Source organism: Flavobacterium pectinovorum, assembly GCF_022802975.1.
Classification (GTDB): Bacteria; Bacteroidota; Bacteroidia; order Flavobacteriales; family Flavobacteriaceae; genus Flavobacterium; species Flavobacterium pectinovorum_B.
The window spans coordinates 145,019-160,260 of record NZ_JAFEVZ010000005.1 but is presented as its reverse complement, the minus strand read 5'-3'; the positions used below and the strand labels follow the sequence as shown (position 1 = coordinate 160,260).

General features: G+C 31.9%; 17 protein-coding genes. 8 read left to right on the top strand and 9 right to left on the bottom strand.

What is annotated here, in order from left to right; translation table 11 throughout:
* Positions 1 to 65: 65 nt before the first annotated feature.
* Positions 66 to 1,118, top strand: a complete 1,053-nt coding sequence (locus FLV_RS09220; protein WP_243233126.1) for a sensor histidine kinase — start codon at positions 66 to 68, stop codon at positions 1,116 to 1,118.
* Here the strand turns inward: FLV_RS09220 and FLV_RS09215 are convergent, their stop codons facing one another.
* The 5 genes from FLV_RS09215 to epsC all read right to left on the bottom strand — a co-directional run bounded on the left by FLV_RS09215 (position 1,119) and on the right by epsC (position 4,965).
* Positions 1,119 to 1,559, bottom strand: a complete 441-nt coding sequence (locus FLV_RS09215) for a hypothetical protein (RefSeq protein ID WP_243233124.1) — start codon at positions 1,557 to 1,559, stop codon at positions 1,119 to 1,121.
* 97 nt (positions 1,560 to 1,656) lie between these two features.
* The gene (locus FLV_RS09210) at positions 1,657 to 2,055 is read right to left on the bottom strand and encodes a hypothetical protein (RefSeq protein ID WP_243233122.1); all 399 of its coding nucleotides are present in this window, start codon (positions 2,053 to 2,055) and stop codon (positions 1,657 to 1,659) included.
* Positions 2,056 to 2,188: 133 nt separating this feature from the next.
* Positions 2,189 to 3,175, bottom strand: coding sequence for an aldo/keto reductase (locus tag FLV_RS09205; RefSeq protein ID WP_243233120.1), 987 nt, complete (start codon positions 3,173 to 3,175; stop codon positions 2,189 to 2,191).
* Positions 3,176 to 3,284: 109 nt separating this feature from the next.
* Complete coding sequence (gene cysM / locus FLV_RS09200) at positions 3,285 to 4,172, bottom strand: cysteine synthase CysM (RefSeq protein ID WP_243233119.1); 888 nt, start codon at positions 4,170 to 4,172, stop codon at positions 3,285 to 3,287.
* Position 4,173: 1 nt separating this feature from the next.
* Positions 4,174 to 4,965: a serine O-acetyltransferase EpsC gene (epsC, locus tag FLV_RS09195; protein ID WP_243233118.1), complete on the bottom strand. Its 792-nt coding sequence runs from the start codon at positions 4,963 to 4,965 to the stop codon at positions 4,174 to 4,176.
* A gap of 191 nt (positions 4,966 to 5,156) precedes the next feature.
* Between epsC and FLV_RS09190 the strand changes: the two genes are divergently transcribed.
* Positions 5,157 to 5,858: a DUF1003 domain-containing protein gene (locus FLV_RS09190; protein ID WP_243233112.1), complete on the top strand. Its 702-nt coding sequence runs from the start codon at positions 5,157 to 5,159 to the stop codon at positions 5,856 to 5,858.
* 15 nt (positions 5,859 to 5,873) lie between these two features.
* Here the strand turns inward: FLV_RS09190 and FLV_RS09185 are convergent, their stop codons facing one another.
* Positions 5,874 to 6,158 carry a DUF2752 domain-containing protein gene (locus FLV_RS09185; RefSeq protein WP_243233111.1) on the bottom strand — a complete coding sequence of 95 codons (285 nt, stop codon included), beginning with the start codon at positions 6,156 to 6,158 and terminating at the stop codon, positions 5,874 to 5,876.
* Positions 6,159 to 6,259: 101 nt separating this feature from the next.
* On the opposite strand from FLV_RS09185, the gene FLV_RS09180 reads away from it, so the two are divergent.
* Positions 6,260 to 6,445 carry a hypothetical protein gene (locus FLV_RS09180; RefSeq protein ID WP_243233110.1) on the top strand — a complete coding sequence of 62 codons (186 nt, stop codon included), beginning with the start codon at positions 6,260 to 6,262 and terminating at the stop codon, positions 6,443 to 6,445.
* Positions 6,435 to 6,983 carry a Smr/MutS family protein gene (locus tag FLV_RS09175; protein WP_243233109.1) on the top strand — a complete coding sequence of 183 codons (549 nt, stop codon included), beginning with the start codon at positions 6,435 to 6,437 and terminating at the stop codon, positions 6,981 to 6,983. Before FLV_RS09180 ends, FLV_RS09175 begins: the two co-directional genes overlap by 11 nt.
* 137 nt (positions 6,984 to 7,120) lie before the next feature.
* On the opposite strand, the gene FLV_RS09170 is transcribed toward FLV_RS09175, so the two are convergent.
* Positions 7,121 to 8,110 (bottom strand): hypothetical protein, encoded by a 990-nt coding sequence (locus FLV_RS09170; RefSeq protein WP_243233107.1) that lies wholly within the window; start codon positions 8,108 to 8,110, stop codon positions 7,121 to 7,123.
* An 80-nt stretch (positions 8,111 to 8,190) separates the two neighbouring features.
* On the opposite strand from FLV_RS09170, the gene FLV_RS09165 reads away from it, so the two are divergent.
* Positions 8,191 to 9,315 carry a cysteine desulfurase family protein gene (locus FLV_RS09165; RefSeq protein ID WP_243233105.1) on the top strand — a complete coding sequence of 375 codons (1,125 nt, stop codon included), beginning with the start codon at positions 8,191 to 8,193 and terminating at the stop codon, positions 9,313 to 9,315.
* Positions 9,316 to 9,401: 86 nt separating this feature from the next.
* Here FLV_RS09165 and FLV_RS09160 read toward each other — a convergent pair whose 3' ends face one another.
* Positions 9,402 to 9,971 carry an L-threonylcarbamoyladenylate synthase gene (locus FLV_RS09160; protein WP_243233103.1) on the bottom strand — a complete coding sequence of 190 codons (570 nt, stop codon included), beginning with the start codon at positions 9,969 to 9,971 and terminating at the stop codon, positions 9,402 to 9,404.
* A gap of 435 nt (positions 9,972 to 10,406) precedes the next feature.
* Here FLV_RS09160 and FLV_RS09155 point away from each other — a divergent pair, with 435 nt between their 5' ends.
* Positions 10,407 to 11,519 (top strand): glycosyltransferase family 4 protein, encoded by a 1,113-nt coding sequence (locus FLV_RS09155; RefSeq protein WP_243233101.1) that lies wholly within the window; start codon positions 10,407 to 10,409, stop codon positions 11,517 to 11,519.
* Positions 11,520 to 11,521: 2 nt separating this feature from the next.
* A complete protein-coding gene (locus FLV_RS09150) occupies positions 11,522 to 12,412 on the top strand; it encodes an ATP-grasp fold amidoligase family protein (protein ID WP_243233099.1) in 891 nt (296 codons plus the stop codon).
* On the opposite strand, the gene FLV_RS09145 is transcribed toward FLV_RS09150, so the two are convergent.
* A complete protein-coding gene (locus FLV_RS09145; protein WP_243233096.1) occupies positions 12,392 to 13,120 on the bottom strand; it encodes a hypothetical protein in 729 nt (242 codons plus the stop codon). The two genes, FLV_RS09150 and FLV_RS09145, sit on opposite strands and share 21 nt — an antisense overlap.
* 285 nt (positions 13,121 to 13,405) lie before the next feature.
* Between FLV_RS09145 and FLV_RS09140 the strand changes: the two genes are divergently transcribed.
* Positions 13,406 to 15,238, top strand: coding sequence for an ABC transporter ATP-binding protein (locus FLV_RS09140; protein ID WP_243233094.1), 1,833 nt, complete (start codon positions 13,406 to 13,408; stop codon positions 15,236 to 15,238).
* Positions 15,239 to 15,242: the final 4 nt, after the last annotated feature.

Below are 15,242 nucleotides of genomic sequence, written 5' to 3'. Positions count from 1 at the left end.
AGTTAACTTTGTTTTGTCAAATGCTTCGATAGCCCCATTTTAAGTCTAAGTAATTGTTGTTTTGTATGAAGTTGTATCATAATCTTTCGAAAATTGGCTTTTTAAAAAAAAGTTATGCATTCAAATTCCTGTTTGTTGCTTTTATAGGTATTCATATTCCTTTGATTGGAATTTTGTTTTTTGTTTTGTATTTCGAGAGTTCTGTTCCGGCTACATCGGTTTTGATTTTTTCATTAATTATGACTTTACTGGCAACGGCGATTACCCTTCTGGTTTTAAATCAATTGATAAGGCCAATTGTTATCGCTTCAAAATCATTGGACGAATATAGAAACGAAAGAAAGTTATCTGTTTTGCCAACCCAATATAATGATGAAGCAGGTTTGCTAATGAGCAATATTCAGGAATCTATTTTTGAGGCTGAAAGTTTTATTAACGAAAAGCAGGATTTAATTTACATGTTGTCACATGATTTGAAAAATTTTGCCGGAAATCCACAGGGGCTTGCAAAACTTATCATAGACGAAAAACCATCCGAGTCAATTAAGGATTTAGCAGAACTGATTTGTGAATCAACCAACCTTCAGTTTAGGTATATTGAAAACTTTATTAAGTTACTGGATGAACAGGATCAGGTTGTGAGAACAAATCAGGAAGCCAAAGAAATTTCATTTACAGATGTATTAGATTTTGTGAATGAACAGGTAGAACAGCGCCTTATAGATAAGAATATCAGTCTGAATGTGAGTATTGAAACTGAAGAAACAAAGCTTAAAATTGATGAAGGATTATTAATTCAGGTTTTGGTGAATTTAATCAGTAATGCTGTAAAATTCTCTTATTTTGACAGTGAGATCAAACTGAGATTTTTTACTGAAAATGCTTCTCTGGTAATAACTGTTTCTGATAATGGTATTGGTTTTAGTAAACATCAGATTGATGAATTGTTTAAAAAATTCACTAAAATGAGCCGACTGGGAACAGCCAACGAATCTTCAACCGGAATTGGTTTGTACTTATGTAAAAAAATTATCGAAAGAAATAAGGGTAAACTAACTGCTTCTAGCGATGGAACAAATAAAGGAGCCGAGTTTAAAATTGTATTCGAAAACTGTTAATTATTTTCTTTTGATTAATTCATAATTGACAATCGTAAAAAAATAAAAACACAAATCGGCAGAAATTTTCCCAAAAATAATTCCGAAGAAATAATTCCCGCAAAGTATCGGCATCCAGTACATACAAAAAGGGCGGATTATCAAAAAATCTAAAATTGCAGGATATCCAAACTCTAAAATTAAGTTTTTTAAAAGTTTAAAAATTTCTGGAGAAGAAGTTTTTTTACCTAAAATTTTATGCTGCTTTGCTAACTTTTTATAAGAAGAAAATAAAATGATGCTGTAAAAAGCCAGATATTCTGCAAACGTAATCAAATAAGCAGTCGTCAGTCCGCTATAAACTTTGCTGAAAAGCGATGTTGTAAGTGCAGCACTTGTACTCGCTAATTCAGCGTATTTGTATCGGTTAAACCATTCTTTAAAATTTGATTTTTTGAGCATTTTGCTAAATTCCGGTAAAGAAAGATTCTAAGGTACTAAGTTTTTTCAAGTTTTAAATGTCAAATTACTCAATACCTTAGAATCAGTAAATTTTTAATTATTTTGGTATAGAAGAAAACAATTTAGGCTTTCCTTCGACGCATTTAATGCCTGCCGGAGGTAACATGAGGTCGCAGGCAGCGTATATTTTCCATCTTTTATTATAGGCAGCCTGTGCTTTTAGGTACTGGTCTACTTTGGCAAGAAATTTAACCTTATCTATTTTTTTAGAATATATTATAAAGTCATTGGTTCCGCCACAGGCACTGGTGTTAATTGATGTAAAATCCCATTCTTCAGGGTTTGTACAGGTTTGAGAAGTAGACAATGAAAGTGTAACAATCTCTTGATGCATTTTTTCTAATTTTTGGGCATCTTCTTTTTGAGTGTCTTCGTCATTACTGCAGGAAACAGCACCAAAACAAATAAAGAATACAATAAAACTTAATTTTTTCATGATTAATTATTTTAGGTTAGTTTATTGATAAGATGTGTTGATTATGGAATGGTTGCGTAATGAAAAAAGTTTCTAAAATTTAAAATCTTAGAAACTTAGTATCTTAAATGAATATCTCAGAATGGGGAAACAACTACCACAACTGGTGTACGGAAGGTTTTATATATTCTTCGTAAATTTTATTCATGGCTTCAATTTTTTCTGAGGATAATTTAGGCAAATCATAAACTGATAAATTGGATAGTACGTGGCTTTCTTTTGAAGCACCTGGAATAATGCAGCTGATGTCTTCGAAGCTCAAAATCCACTGTAAAGCATGAGGAGCCAGATTTGTACTTTCCGGAAATAACGCTTTTAATTCCTCAACCGCTTTCAGACCTAAATCATAATCTATTCCGGAGAAAGTTTCTCCCTTGTCAAAAGCATCACCATTTCTGTTGAAATTTCTGTGGTCTTGAGGGGCAAAAGTTGTTTTTGCATCGAATTTGCCTGTTAAAAGTCCACTTGCCAAAGGAACCCTTGCAATGATACCAATATCTTTTTTTCTTGCTTCAGAAAAAAATAATTGTGAAGGACGCTGACGAAATAAATTAAAAATAATCTGAACCGTAGTAACATTCGAATATTCGATTGCTTTTAAGGCTTCCTCAACTTTTTCGACACTAACACCAAGATTTAATATTTTCCCCTGTTCTTTTAAACGGTCAAACAGTTCAAAAATCTCAGGGCGGTAAAAAACTTCAGTAGGAGGACAGTGTAACTGAATTAAGTCAAGAGTTTCTAATCCTAATCTTTTTAAGCTGTCTTCAACATATTTTTGAAGTGCTTTTGGCTGGTATCCTTCACTCACATGCGGATTAATATGGCGTCCGCATTTTGTAGCTACATAAATTCGCTCAGATCTCGAACGAACAACTCTTCCAACAGCAGTTTCGCTTAAACCATTTTCATAAACATCAGCAGTGTCAATAAAATTAACACCATTGTCAATTGCGGTATTTAAAAGTTCGTCAGCAGTTTTGTTATCAAAAGCCGATCCCCATTTTCCACCAACCTGCCAGGTACCAAGTGAAATTTCAGATATATTAAAATTGGTTTTGCCTAGTTTTCGGTAGTTCATTTTTTTTCTTTTAAGGGGGCTAAGTTGCTAAGGTTCTGAGTTACTAAGGTTTTTTTGCTAAGAAAAAACTCAGAATCTTAGTAACTGAGAACCTTAGAGTCTTTATTTTTTAATCAAATAAATCAGAAGATAAATAACGATCACCACGGTCACAAATAATAGCTACAATAACACCCGACTCTAATTGTTCAGCAATTTTTAGGGCTACTGCTACAGAGCCTCCGCTGCTCATTCCTGCAAAAACGCCTTCTTCAAGAGCTAATCTTTTGGTCATTTCTCTTGCTTCTTCTTCACTTACATCTACAACGGTATCTACTTTTGAAGCATCAAAAATCTTTGGTAAATATTCCTGTGGCCATTTGCGGATTCCGGGAATCTGAGATCCGTCGCTGGGCTGCGCACCTACAATTTGAATATTTGGATTTTTTTCTTTTAGATAGGACGAAGTGCCAATGATAGTTCCCGTTGTTCCCATGGCTGATACGAAATGGGTTACAGTTCCTTCTGTATCTTCCCATATTTCAGGACCGGTGGTTTTGTAATGTGCTTTCCAGTTGTCATCGTTCGCAAACTGATTTAACATTACGTAACCGCCTTCGGCTACTTTTTTGTCGGCGTAATCACGAGAACCAATAATTCCTTCACTTGCAGGTGTCAAAATGACGGTTGCGCCATAAGCACGCATGGTTTGTGTACGTTCTTTTGTAGAATCTTCAGGAAGAACCAGTTCTATTTCAACCTGAAACAATTGTGCAATCATGGCCAGTGCAATTCCGGTATTGCCGCTTGTTGCTTCAATTAATTTGTCTCCTTTTTTTATATCGCCTCTTTCTAAGGCTGATGCAATCATATTATAAGCTGCTCTGTCTTTTACGCTTCCTCCAGGATTGTTACCTTCGAGTTTTAATAAAAGTTTTACGTTTTTATTTTTAACCAGATTAACAGTTTCCATTAAAGGAGTGTTGCCAATCAGGTTTAGTAATTTCTCTGGTTTCATTCTATTTCTTTTCTTTTATTTTAACTTCGGTTGTAGTGGTATTCAGTACAATGGAATCTGCGGGAATTGATTTTGTTACCCAGGCATTTCCTCCCACAATACTATTTTTGCCAATAATAGTTTCGCCTCCTAAAATGGTTGCATTTGCATAAATACAGACATTTTTTTCAACAGTTGGATGTCGTTTGGCGTTCTTCATGTCTTTGCTAACGCTAAGTGCGCCTAAAGTGACTCCCTGATAAATTTTTACATGTTTTTCGATTACAGTTGTTTCTCCAATAACAATTCCTGTAGCATGATCTATAAAAAAAGGTGAAGCAATATCGGCACCAGCATGAATATCAGTTCCTGTTATTCTATGAGCATATTCGCTCATCAATCTTGAAAATAATAATAAATCAAGGTTGTATAATTCATGACTTAGTCTGTAAATTGCGATAGCATAGAAACCGGGATATCCCAAATAAACTTCATCAATACTGTTTGATGCAGGGTCATTTTCTAAAATATATTCGGCATCCTGATTTAGTTTTTCTAACACATTTGGCAGTTTTTCCAGAAAAAGATCCCACATCGAGCCACATAGTTTTTCGGGTTTCTTGCAGGCTAAAACAGCAATCTCTTTAAAACGAAATTCGAGTTCGTCAATACTTTTATCTAAGGCTGCATTTGAATCAAAAAGGGTATAAAAAAGTTTTTCTGTAAACTCTTCGGTTTTAGTTTTAATCCCGTAATTTATATTGGAATGGCTTTTTAAAGCTTTGATATTTTGTATGATAAAATCTTTTGACACAATTGTAAAATTGAATGGATAATTTGAAACGTTAAAAGTAAGGTGTTTTTTGTAAATAAAGGCACGAATTCCCTAAAGAAATTTTCTATTGATAATTCAATTTGTGATAAATAAAAGAAATTTTAAAGCTGGTAAATTATTAAGATCGTTAAGAAGTTAAATGCGTAAATTAGCCACTAAAACATAGTAAAATGAAAAACGAGTCTACATTTAAGAGTGCTATTTCTAATCATTCATTTTCTGTAACCGAGAAAGTTTCAGGAAAATCAATACACGATCCTGTTTTAGGGCTTATTGTTAAAGATCATCCTTCGTTTTGTGATAGTGATTTTATTTCTTTTACCGAATTAAATACATATCGCCAAAAATACATATCGAATTATTTGTCTGCTGAGATTGGAGCACTTTCGGATCTTGAAAAAAGTGTTATTTCATCTTTAAAAGAAGATAAATCAATTGTGAGTATTGTGGAAGATGAAGAAGAAACCAGAAATTTTGGTCAGGAAATAGCAGATAAAGTGGCAGATTTTGGCGGAAGCTGGACTTTTATAATTTCGTTTTTGCTTTTTATTGTCGTTTGGATTGGTTCTAATATTTATATTTTAGCAAATAAAGGCTTTGATCCGTATCCCTTTATTTTGTTGAATTTGATTTTGTCATGTATTGCAGCTTTGCAGGCTCCGGTAATTATGATGAGTCAGAACAGACAGGAAGAAAAAGACCGAAACCGTGCCAAAAAAGATTATATGATTAACCTGAAATCAGAACTGGAAATTAGAATGATTCATGACAAAATTGATCACTTGATCATGCATCAGCAACAGGAATTAATCGAAATCCAAAAAGTTCAAATCGAGATGATGAATGATATTTTAAACCAAATTAAAAAGTAACTTCAGGTAAAAAAATCAAAGATAAAAATGTTTGTAGTAATAACCGGCAACCATAAAAATGCCATTTATGATTCCTGAAATCCAAAGTAATTTATTGTGATTTTTAGCTTTGTCTAAAAAATGTAAAGCTGCAAAACCTAAAAAAATAAGCGTGGTATAGATTGCCGGATACATGTTAAATGCAGCTGAAAAATTACCCTGAAAAAGTAAGAATAGAGAGCGTTGAAATCCGCAGCCCAAACACTCAATTCCGAAGAGGGTTTTACTAAAACAAGGCAGCATATATTTTTCCAGATCCACGGTTTTATTTTTTACAATTTTACAAAAATAGCAGATAAGATTTAAATAGGATGGAGGTGCTATTTTAAAGTTTCTTACTTTTGAAGTCTTATATTAAAAATATGAAAACTTTTAAAATTTTAATAATGATTCTGGCAATTTCTATTGCATTGTACGAACAGGTTTCTGAGAATAAAAATATTTACATAACCGTAATTGCAATTTCAGTTTTCATGTTTGGCATGATGCGGTTAAGTGCAAAAACACCGAGTAAGAATCAAGAAAAAGAAGAAGAGGATGCTGACTAAAGGAGATAAGGTTTCTGTTCTGGACGAAGCCATTAACGGAACAGTAGTTTCTGTTAAAAATAATGAAGTTTTAATTGAATCTGAAGATGGATTTATGATGACATTTTTTGTCAATGAATTGATTAAAATACAGGATTCCAGTAATTTAATGAATTCTATTAAAAGAATTGATTTAGATTCTGTAGCAAAACAAAAAGAAGAGCCAAAACCGAGGAGTTTTGTAAAGGAAAAGAAAGATAAGCGAGAAGTTTCGGCACCGGAATTTGATTTGCATATCGAAAAATTAGTTCCTAATAAGCGTGGAATGTCAAATTATGATATTTTAACCTTACAGACTGAAACTGCTAAAAGGCATATTGAATTTGCGATTAAAAACCGCATTCCTAAGATTGTTTTTATTCACGGAGTTGGTGAAGGAATTCTAAAAGCCGAACTTGATTTTTTATTAGGCCGTTATGATGGTGTAGATTTTCAGGATGCCAATTATCAAAAATATGGCTTAGGGGCAACCGAAGTTTATTTCAGGCAAAACAAATAGCCGATTCGGTTTTTTGAGAAAATAGTTTATTCAGGGTTTAAAAAAAACGTCCTTTTTTAATCATGCTTATTATGAAGCTAAGATTAAAAAAGGACGTTTAATTTGTAAGAAAAAAAAGGTTTTAAACAGTGTTAAAGTTAGTTAGATTCTGTCTGTAACTCTCCTAAAAGAAAACTTCTTCCTAATTTAAAGTTTACATTTCCATTATCTAAAATTACATTTTTTAATACTATAATGTGTTTAAAAACATTTGGGCCTACGCTTGTAGTTGTTACTTCAATAATACCGCTTTCTCCGGCTACACCATCTAATCCGGTCCAGGTTTGGGTTATGGCTGGGGTTGCGGGTACGGGTGTTTTGCAAAAATAATCCGTAGGAATTAATCCGTTATAAACATTGTATATCACCTTATTTTGTGTTGCACTGATTAAACGTGTTCTTGGAGTGCCCAGAGGTGTAACTTCATTGGCAATCAGGTCAGGGTCAATATTGTTTATTGTTAAAGATGTTAGGTCGTTAAAGTTGTACACTATTTTTCCATTTGTAGCAGAAGTACATGTTTCAACTTTTTCATCACCAAAAGTTAAGTCTAAATCATCAAAATCGGTATCAATATCTCCAAACACAAAATTAGGTCCGACTTGTACTCCGGCTGGTTTAGAATAACTAAGATTTTTAAAAGAAATACTATGTGTGTATCCAACTATTCGGGTACTGTTTTCAGTTACGTTTACATCATATTTTGGTTTAGTATGAATGACAATTGTTCCGCCCAAGGCATACCATTCATCAGTTATATTTGGAGATGAAGGTCTAATCGCATCACAAATGTTAGCTTTTGCAACAGTTCCGTCATACGTTCTGTAAAATAATCTATGGGTGGAGGTGTTAATGGCAAAAGTTTGAGGAGCGTCATCAGCCGTAGCCTGATTTTTAAGTATGTCTTTTGGCATTTGTAATAATAAACTCTCCTGGCTTTTTAGTTTATACAGCAGTTCGTAAGTGTTTGTACAGTATTCTATTTTTATGCTTGGATCATCAAAATCAATTGTTTCAGGGGTTAAATCACCATCGTCGCATCCGTTTAGTAAAAGGGCGAATAAAAGCAGGCAGGCATATTTTTTCATCGTAATTTTATTTGTGTCAAAAATAGTGAAAATTTTTGCAAATGATATTTAGACAATTGATATTTCATAACTTTGCCACAATGAAAAAAGTATATCTCGATAACGCGTCTACAACTGCTATACGACCTGAAGTTGTTCAGGAAATGATTAAAATTATGAATGATGATTTTGGAAATCCGTCATCGACACATAGTTTTGGAAGAAATGCAAAAACGATTATTGAACTTTCCAGAAAAAATATTGCTAAACATTTAAATTGTTCAGCTCAGGAAATCATTTTTACTTCGGGAGGTACTGAAGCCAATAACTGGATTCTTCGTTCGGCTGTGGAGGATCTGAAAATTGAACGAATTATCACTTCTAAAATTGAACATCATGCTGTTTTATATACAGTTTTGGCTTTGCAGTCTGATTATAATATTCAGATAGATTATGTAAATATAAATCGTGATGGTAGTGTTGATTTAACGCATTTGTCTAATTTATTGTCTAACGAAAAAAAGACAATTGTAAGTTTGATGCATGTAAATAATGAAACCGGAACTATTTTAGATACGGACAGAGTTGGTATTATCTGTAAGCAGTATAACGCTTTTTTTCATTCGGATACCGTACAGTCAGTTGGGAAAACTGAAATTGATTTACAAAAAACAGCTGTTGATTTTATTGTAGCCAGTGCTCATAAATTTCATGGCCCAAAAGGAGTTGGTTTTGCTTTTGTTCGAAAAAATTCAGGTTTACAGCCTTTACTTTTTGGAGGCGAGCAGGAAAAAGGATTGCGTGCCGGAACCGAAGCAGTTCATCAGATTGCAGGAATGGCAAAAGCTTTGAGCATTTCGTATGAAAATTTAGAAAAGGAAAGAGAATATATTTCTGATTTAAAAAAATATCTGATAAATGAGCTTGAGATTCACTTTCCAGATTTCAGAATAGTCGGTAAAAAAGAAGATTTTTATAATATAATCAATATTGTTTTGCCTTTCTCACAGGATAAAACTTCGATGCTTTTATTTAGTCTGGATATGAAAGGAATTGCCGTTTCCAGGGGAAGTGCTTGTCAGTCAGGAAGTATTAAGCCTTCTCATGTTTTAAAAGAAATGCTTTCGGAGACCGATTTAAAATTACCGAATCTCCGAATTTCATTTAGTCACTACAATACCAAAGAAGATGTTGATTGGCTGATTACCAGTTTGAAAACTATTTAAAAGTTGCTAAGATACTAAGTTGGTGAGGTCCTAAGTTTTTGTTTAAGGGTTTAACCTGAAAACTTGAAACCTGAAACAAAAAAAAACTATTTGCGTATTACTTTTACCTGTGAGTCGTTTGTCAGTTTTATAATGGTAGAGGGTTTTCCGGCAATTTTATCGTGATATAAGTTTACTACATAATCAACTCCTTTTACAATTTCAGGATTAATATCTTTGAAAGCAAGTGGTGTTGGTTGTCCTGAAATATTAGCAGAGGTAGAAACTAATGGTTTTTTCATTCTTTCTAATAATTTAAAACAAAAAGGTTCTTTTACCAGTCGTATTGCTAACGAATTATCTGCAGCAATAATATTTTTTGCAACATTTCGAGGTTCATCTAAAATTAAAGTTGTTGGTTTTTCGGATAAATCAAGAATTTGCCAGGCTACTTCAGGAATGTTTTTGAAAACATTGTACATCATTTTTTCGCCATTCATCAATACAATCATGCTTTGTGTTTCGGCACGTTGTTTCAGTTTGTATATTTTAGCAACTGCTTCCGGGTTTGTAGCATCACAGCCAATTCCCCAAACCGTATCTGTAGGATAAAGAATGATACCGCCTTCTTTTATTATTTCGAAAGCTTTGTGTATTTCTTCATTAAGATTTTCCATTTTTTATTTTTAGAATTGAACACTAATAATTAGCCATGCAAAGAAACGAATAAAAAAAAATAAATTCCAGATGGTTTTTTATTGAAGTTGTTTTATAAAGATAATTTGAAGATTTAAAATGTAAAAAATACCCTTGTGTGAATTATAATTTAAAATGTTAATGTTTTGATTTGTAGTTGTTTGTGTTTTGATTTTAATTTTTTTTTCACACTTGTTTAATTAATTGTGTACTTATTAGTTTTATTGTTCTATTATTCTATATTTGCATTCAAAAGTGCTTATTTTCTTGCTTAAAGACTGTTAAAATACTACTGTAGGTAAAGTAAGATTTTTTTGTACACATAAATGCAATAATTTTTGAATAAACAAAAACTTGTATCATAAAATAAAATTATGAGATAAGTATAAGTTAATGATTTTAGTTTAAAAATAGAAATGAAGTTAATACAGGTTACTGTTTCAAGGGGCTGGAGAGGGCACGAACAAAAAATCATTTATTTATATGAGGCATTTAAAGAGTATGGATATGTCGAAGAGCAATGGATTATTTGCCCGGACGACTCAGAAACTTTTAAAGTAGCAACTCAAAAAGGAATGAATGTTATTGCATTAAATAATAAGTCAGAATATGATTTAAAATATGCTAAAAAGTTTTCGAAAATTACCAAGGAACTAAATGCAGATTTGGTATTTATACACAATAGTCATTCTCATACACTTATGGTACTGTCTAAGCTGTTGTTTGGACTTACCCAGCCTTTGGTTTTATGCAGGACATTGATAAAAAGAGTTGATACAAACTTTTTTAGAAAATGGAAATATGATTATAATGGAATAAAAAAAATTATATGTGTTTCTTACCCTGTTGTTGATATTTTAAAACCAGTTATCAGGGATCACAGTAAATTGTGTGTCGTAGGATGTGTAACGGATATACATAAATTTACAAAAACACAAAAAACAGGTATTTTACACAAGCAATACAACATCCCGTCAGATTATAAGATTATTGGTAATATAGCTGCCTTTGTAGACTTTAAGGATCATGTTACCTGGGTAAATACTGTTGCCGAATTGGTAAAAAGAGGAGTTAAGGCCAAATATATTTTAATTGGTAAAGGCCCTTTAGAAATGCAGGTAAGAAAACAAATTTCGGATTTAGGTTTAGAAAACGAAATTATTATAGCAGGTTTTAGAAAAGATATTCCTGAAATTTTACCTGAGTTTGATTTGCTGTTATTTACTTCAAATTGCGAACCTTTAGGTGGCGTTATTCTCGAATCGTATGCCTGTAAAGTACCAGTTGTTGCCGGAAACGCAGGAGGAGTTCCGGAAGTCGTTACAGACAATCAAACAGGTTTGCTGGCTGAGGTTGGTAATGCGTTGTCATTTGCTGATAAAGTTGAAAAGATGTTAAACGATACAGAATTGCAAGAGAATTGCATTGAAAATGGACGAAAATTTCTAATGGAAAATTGTACAAAAGAAGTTGTCTCAAAAAAAATGATTAACGAACTGAAAGGAGTTTTACAGAAAAATAATAATTAAAATTGGAATCTAAATTAAACAATTTTATACTTAGAAAGTATAATCAAACAAAAGCTATTTTATTAAGTAAATATTCCAATAATGATGCGAAAGTAACCAAAGCAAAATATTTTTGTAAAAACAAAAGGGTACTGAATTTAGATAATCCCCAGGAGTTTATGGAGAAGATTCAATGGTTGAAGCTGTATCATTATAAAGAAGAATACGGTCAATATGTTGATAAATTTGATGTACGTTCTTTTGTTGAAGCAAAAGTAGGGAAAGAATATTTAAATGAAATAATTGGAGTTTATAATACGGTTGAAGAAATTGATTTTGAAAACTTACCCCAGCAATATGCTATAAGAGGAACACATGGTTCAGGATATAATTTAATTGTAAAAAACGCTTCTTTAATTAATAATGTTGCTGAAAAGAATAAATTAAGGTCATTTTTAAAAAGCAATTATTATGATAAATACAGAGAAACAATTTATAAAAATGTTAAACCAAGACTTTTAATTGAAAAGTTTATTTCAAATAATGAGGATGGTTTGATAGATTATAAATTTTATTGCTTTCATGGTCAGCCAAAATATGTTCTGGTAAAAAAGACTGAAAACGGAAAAGAAAAAAAATGTTTCTACGATTTAAACTGGAGAAAAATTATTTCTAATGAAAATGATAAAAATTGGCTGAAATCAGAAATAGAGAAGCCGGCAAATTTTGACGAAATGCTAAAAGTTGCCAGTGCGTTATCTGATCAGTTTATTTTTCTTCGGGTAGATTTGTATTCTGTTGATAATAAAATTCTATTTGGAGAACTTACTTTTTTCCCAACAGGAGGTCATAATAGGTTTCCTGTAGATTATTTAAACCTCGAAATGGGAAATTTAATTCAGCTTCCTATTTGATTTTTTTCTTGAAAAATAAATTTTAAAATATCCTTTCATTCTGTTAACAACCGGAATCCTAAAGCCCATTTGCTTTTGTATAACAGCAATACATGGAACGCATTTTCCGCAAGGTTTATTTCTTTTAGGTTTATGGCAAAACCAGGTTAAAATCATTATTTCTTCCCAATTATTCGATTTAGCTATGATGTTCATTTCCTGTTTTGATAAATTGATGATTGGAAAACTGAAATATTTAAAAATAACATCTATGCAGTTGTACAGTTCTTTGTCTTTAGTGTTACGATAATCAGTTTCTATATAATTCGTTACTAAAAAATGTGTAAATGAACTAATACTTGCATTTTTGTCTAAACACATTTCGATATTTTTTAAATTATGATTACTGCAAAACTGAGCAATCCAGTCATGTTGAGTGCCCATTTTTGTTAGTGATTTTATGTGCTGAGAACTTTTTCCTATTTCTTTATCGATGGTAAGTTCATCATCAACATACCAGACAGGAAGTATTCGCAAATAAGCTTCGGGATGTAATTCTTTGATTTTTTCCTGAATTCTTTTGATGCTATCAAGTTCTTTGTTTAAAGATCTTCTGGTTTTATCAATTATATAGATTGGCTGAACAGCTTCTTTTTCAACTAAAATTATTTGCAAAAGTCTAAAAGTAGAATCCCATCCGCTGGTCCAGAGTAAAGTATGAGTAGGCATTTTAAATTAATAATGTGAATAAAAATTTGAAGTTGTAAATGTAATTCTTGTAATTTAAAAATAAAACCTTCAAATTTATTTTTTAGCGGTTATTGTATTTGGGCTTTAATTAAGTAATTATTAGATTTGGTTTGATTATTGTGCAGGAGAATTTAGAATTCAAAATCCTTATATTTTCTAAGTTTACTCATTTTTAGTTTGTTAGTTTTAAAACTATTTTAGTTTTAACTTTGCAAAAAAAATAACAATTATTAATTAAAATAGTCTTTATTCTAAAGTCATTCAATGAAAAATTTTAAACGCTTTTTAAAGTATCTAATACCTCACAAGAAAAATTTAGTAATCAGTATCATTTTTAATGTTTTGTATGCATTGTTTTCAGCCATTTCAATGCTTTCTCTTTTTCCTTTAATGAAGGTGTTATTTTCTGATGGTGAAAAAGTGCATGTTAAACCAGTATATGAAGGATTTAAAAGTATCGATAAACGTTATTTGGAAGATTCTTTAAATTATTTTATTACCCATAATACAGAAACAAAAGGGGCATTAAGTACATTGATATGGATGGTTGTTTTTGTTTTGAGTACTTTTTTACTGAAAAATCTTTTCAACTTCATTTCAATTGTTTACATGACCTATTTGAATAATGGAATTTTGAAAGATTTGAGAAATGATGTATATCAAAAAGTAATTAGCCTGCCGGTTTCTTTTTTTTCCAATGAGAGAAAAGGGGATTTAATTTCAAGAATGACCTCTGATATAAATACCATAAAAAGTGCTTTTTTAAGCATTTTAATGATGGTAAGTGAGCCATTAACGATTGTATTTACTTTGATATCAATGGTTTTTATAAGTTGGAAACTGACCATTTTCGTATTTCTTTTTCTCCCTCTCTCAGGAATTTTAATTTCCAGAATGAGTAAATCCATTAAAAGCCAGTCAGGAGATATTTTTTCTCTTGAAGGACATTTATTATCAGATATTGAAGAAACTTTAGGAGGAATAAAAGTAATTAAAAACTTTACTTCAGAGAATTTTTTCACCCGTCGCTATTTAAATTCTACAGAGTTTATTAATAATCTGAATAATAAAATAGGAGTTCGAATGAGTCTGGCAGGCCCTATGAGTGAATTTTTAGGAATTTTTGTAATCTCTATTTTGTTGGTATATGGAGGATCTTTGGTTTTAATTGATGGTTCTATGAGCGGTAGTGCTTTTATTGCATACATGGGATTAGCATATCAAATATTAACACCTGCAAAAGCAATTACAAAAGCAAATCAGGCCTTGATGGGAGGAAATGCGGCTTACGAAAGAGTTGCTTTTATTTTAGACGCAACCAATCCGCTAAAAGACAATCTTAATGCTATAACCATTACTGAATTTAAAAATGAAATTAAGTTTACTAATGTTTCGTTTAAGTATGATACCGAATATGTTTTGAGAGACTTTAATTTAACAGTTCCAAAAGGAAAAAGAGTAGCGTTGGTAGGAGAATCGGGTAGTGGAAAATCTACTTTGGCAAACCTGGTGACCAGACTTTATGATGTTACTGAAGGAAGTATCACTTTTGACGGTGTTAATATCAAGGATGTTACTTCAAATTCGCTAAGAAAACAAATGGGAATCGTTGCTCAGGATTCTATTTTGTTTAATGATTCGATAGCAAACAATATTTCTTTAAGTATAGATAATCCGGATATGGATGCCATTATAAGTGCTGCAACAGTTGCAAATGCCCATAATTTTATTTCAGAATTTCCGGAACAATATAATAGCCCGGTAGGTGATGGAGGCGGAATGCTGTCCGGTGGACAACGACAGCGAGTGGCTATTGCCAGAGCTGTAATGAAAAATCCTCCAATTATGATTTTGGATGAAGCTACATCAGCATTAGATACTGAATCTGAAAAATTAGTTCAAGTAGGATTAGAAAATATGATGGAGAACAGGACTTCTATTGTTATTGCACATCGTTTATCAACGATTCAAAATGCCGATTTGATTGTAGTTATGAGCAAAGGAAGAATTGTAGAACAGGGAACTCATGAAGAACTATTGAATATGAATGGGAATTATGCCAATTTAGTGAGTTTACAGTCATTGGAAGTGAAATAGAGAG

Bases quoted from the DNA above. Each gene is read 5' to 3' on its own strand.
- FLV_RS09220 (WP_243233126.1), top strand. From the start codon at position 66: ATGAAGTTGTATCATAATCTTTCGAAAATTGGCTTTTTAAAAAAAAGT.
- FLV_RS09215 (WP_243233124.1), bottom strand. From the start codon at position 1,559: ATGCTCAAAAAATCAAATTTTAAAGAATGGTTTAACCGATACAAATAC.
- FLV_RS09210 (WP_243233122.1), bottom strand. From the start codon at position 2,055: ATGAAAAAATTAAGTTTTATTGTATTCTTTATTTGTTTTGGTGCTGTT.
- FLV_RS09205 (WP_243233120.1), bottom strand. From the start codon at position 3,175: ATGAACTACCGAAAACTAGGCAAAACCAATTTTAATATATCTGAAATT.
- cysM (WP_243233119.1), bottom strand. From the start codon at position 4,172: ATGAAACCAGAGAAATTACTAAACCTGATTGGCAACACTCCTTTAATG.
- FLV_RS09190 (WP_243233112.1), top strand. From the start codon at position 5,157: ATGAAAAACGAGTCTACATTTAAGAGTGCTATTTCTAATCATTCATTT.
- FLV_RS09180 (WP_243233110.1), top strand. From the start codon at position 6,260: ATGAAAACTTTTAAAATTTTAATAATGATTCTGGCAATTTCTATTGCA.
- FLV_RS09175 (WP_243233109.1), top strand. From the start codon at position 6,435: ATGCTGACTAAAGGAGATAAGGTTTCTGTTCTGGACGAAGCCATTAAC.
- FLV_RS09170 (WP_243233107.1), bottom strand. From the start codon at position 8,110: ATGAAAAAATATGCCTGCCTGCTTTTATTCGCCCTTTTACTAAACGGA.
- FLV_RS09165 (WP_243233105.1), top strand. From the start codon at position 8,191: ATGAAAAAAGTATATCTCGATAACGCGTCTACAACTGCTATACGACCT.
- FLV_RS09160 (WP_243233103.1), bottom strand. From the start codon at position 9,971: ATGGAAAATCTTAATGAAGAAATACACAAAGCTTTCGAAATAATAAAA.
- FLV_RS09155 (WP_243233101.1), top strand. From the start codon at position 10,407: ATGAAGTTAATACAGGTTACTGTTTCAAGGGGCTGGAGAGGGCACGAA.
- FLV_RS09145 (WP_243233096.1), bottom strand. From the start codon at position 13,120: ATGCCTACTCATACTTTACTCTGGACCAGCGGATGGGATTCTACTTTT.
- FLV_RS09140 (WP_243233094.1), top strand. From the start codon at position 13,406: ATGAAAAATTTTAAACGCTTTTTAAAGTATCTAATACCTCACAAGAAA.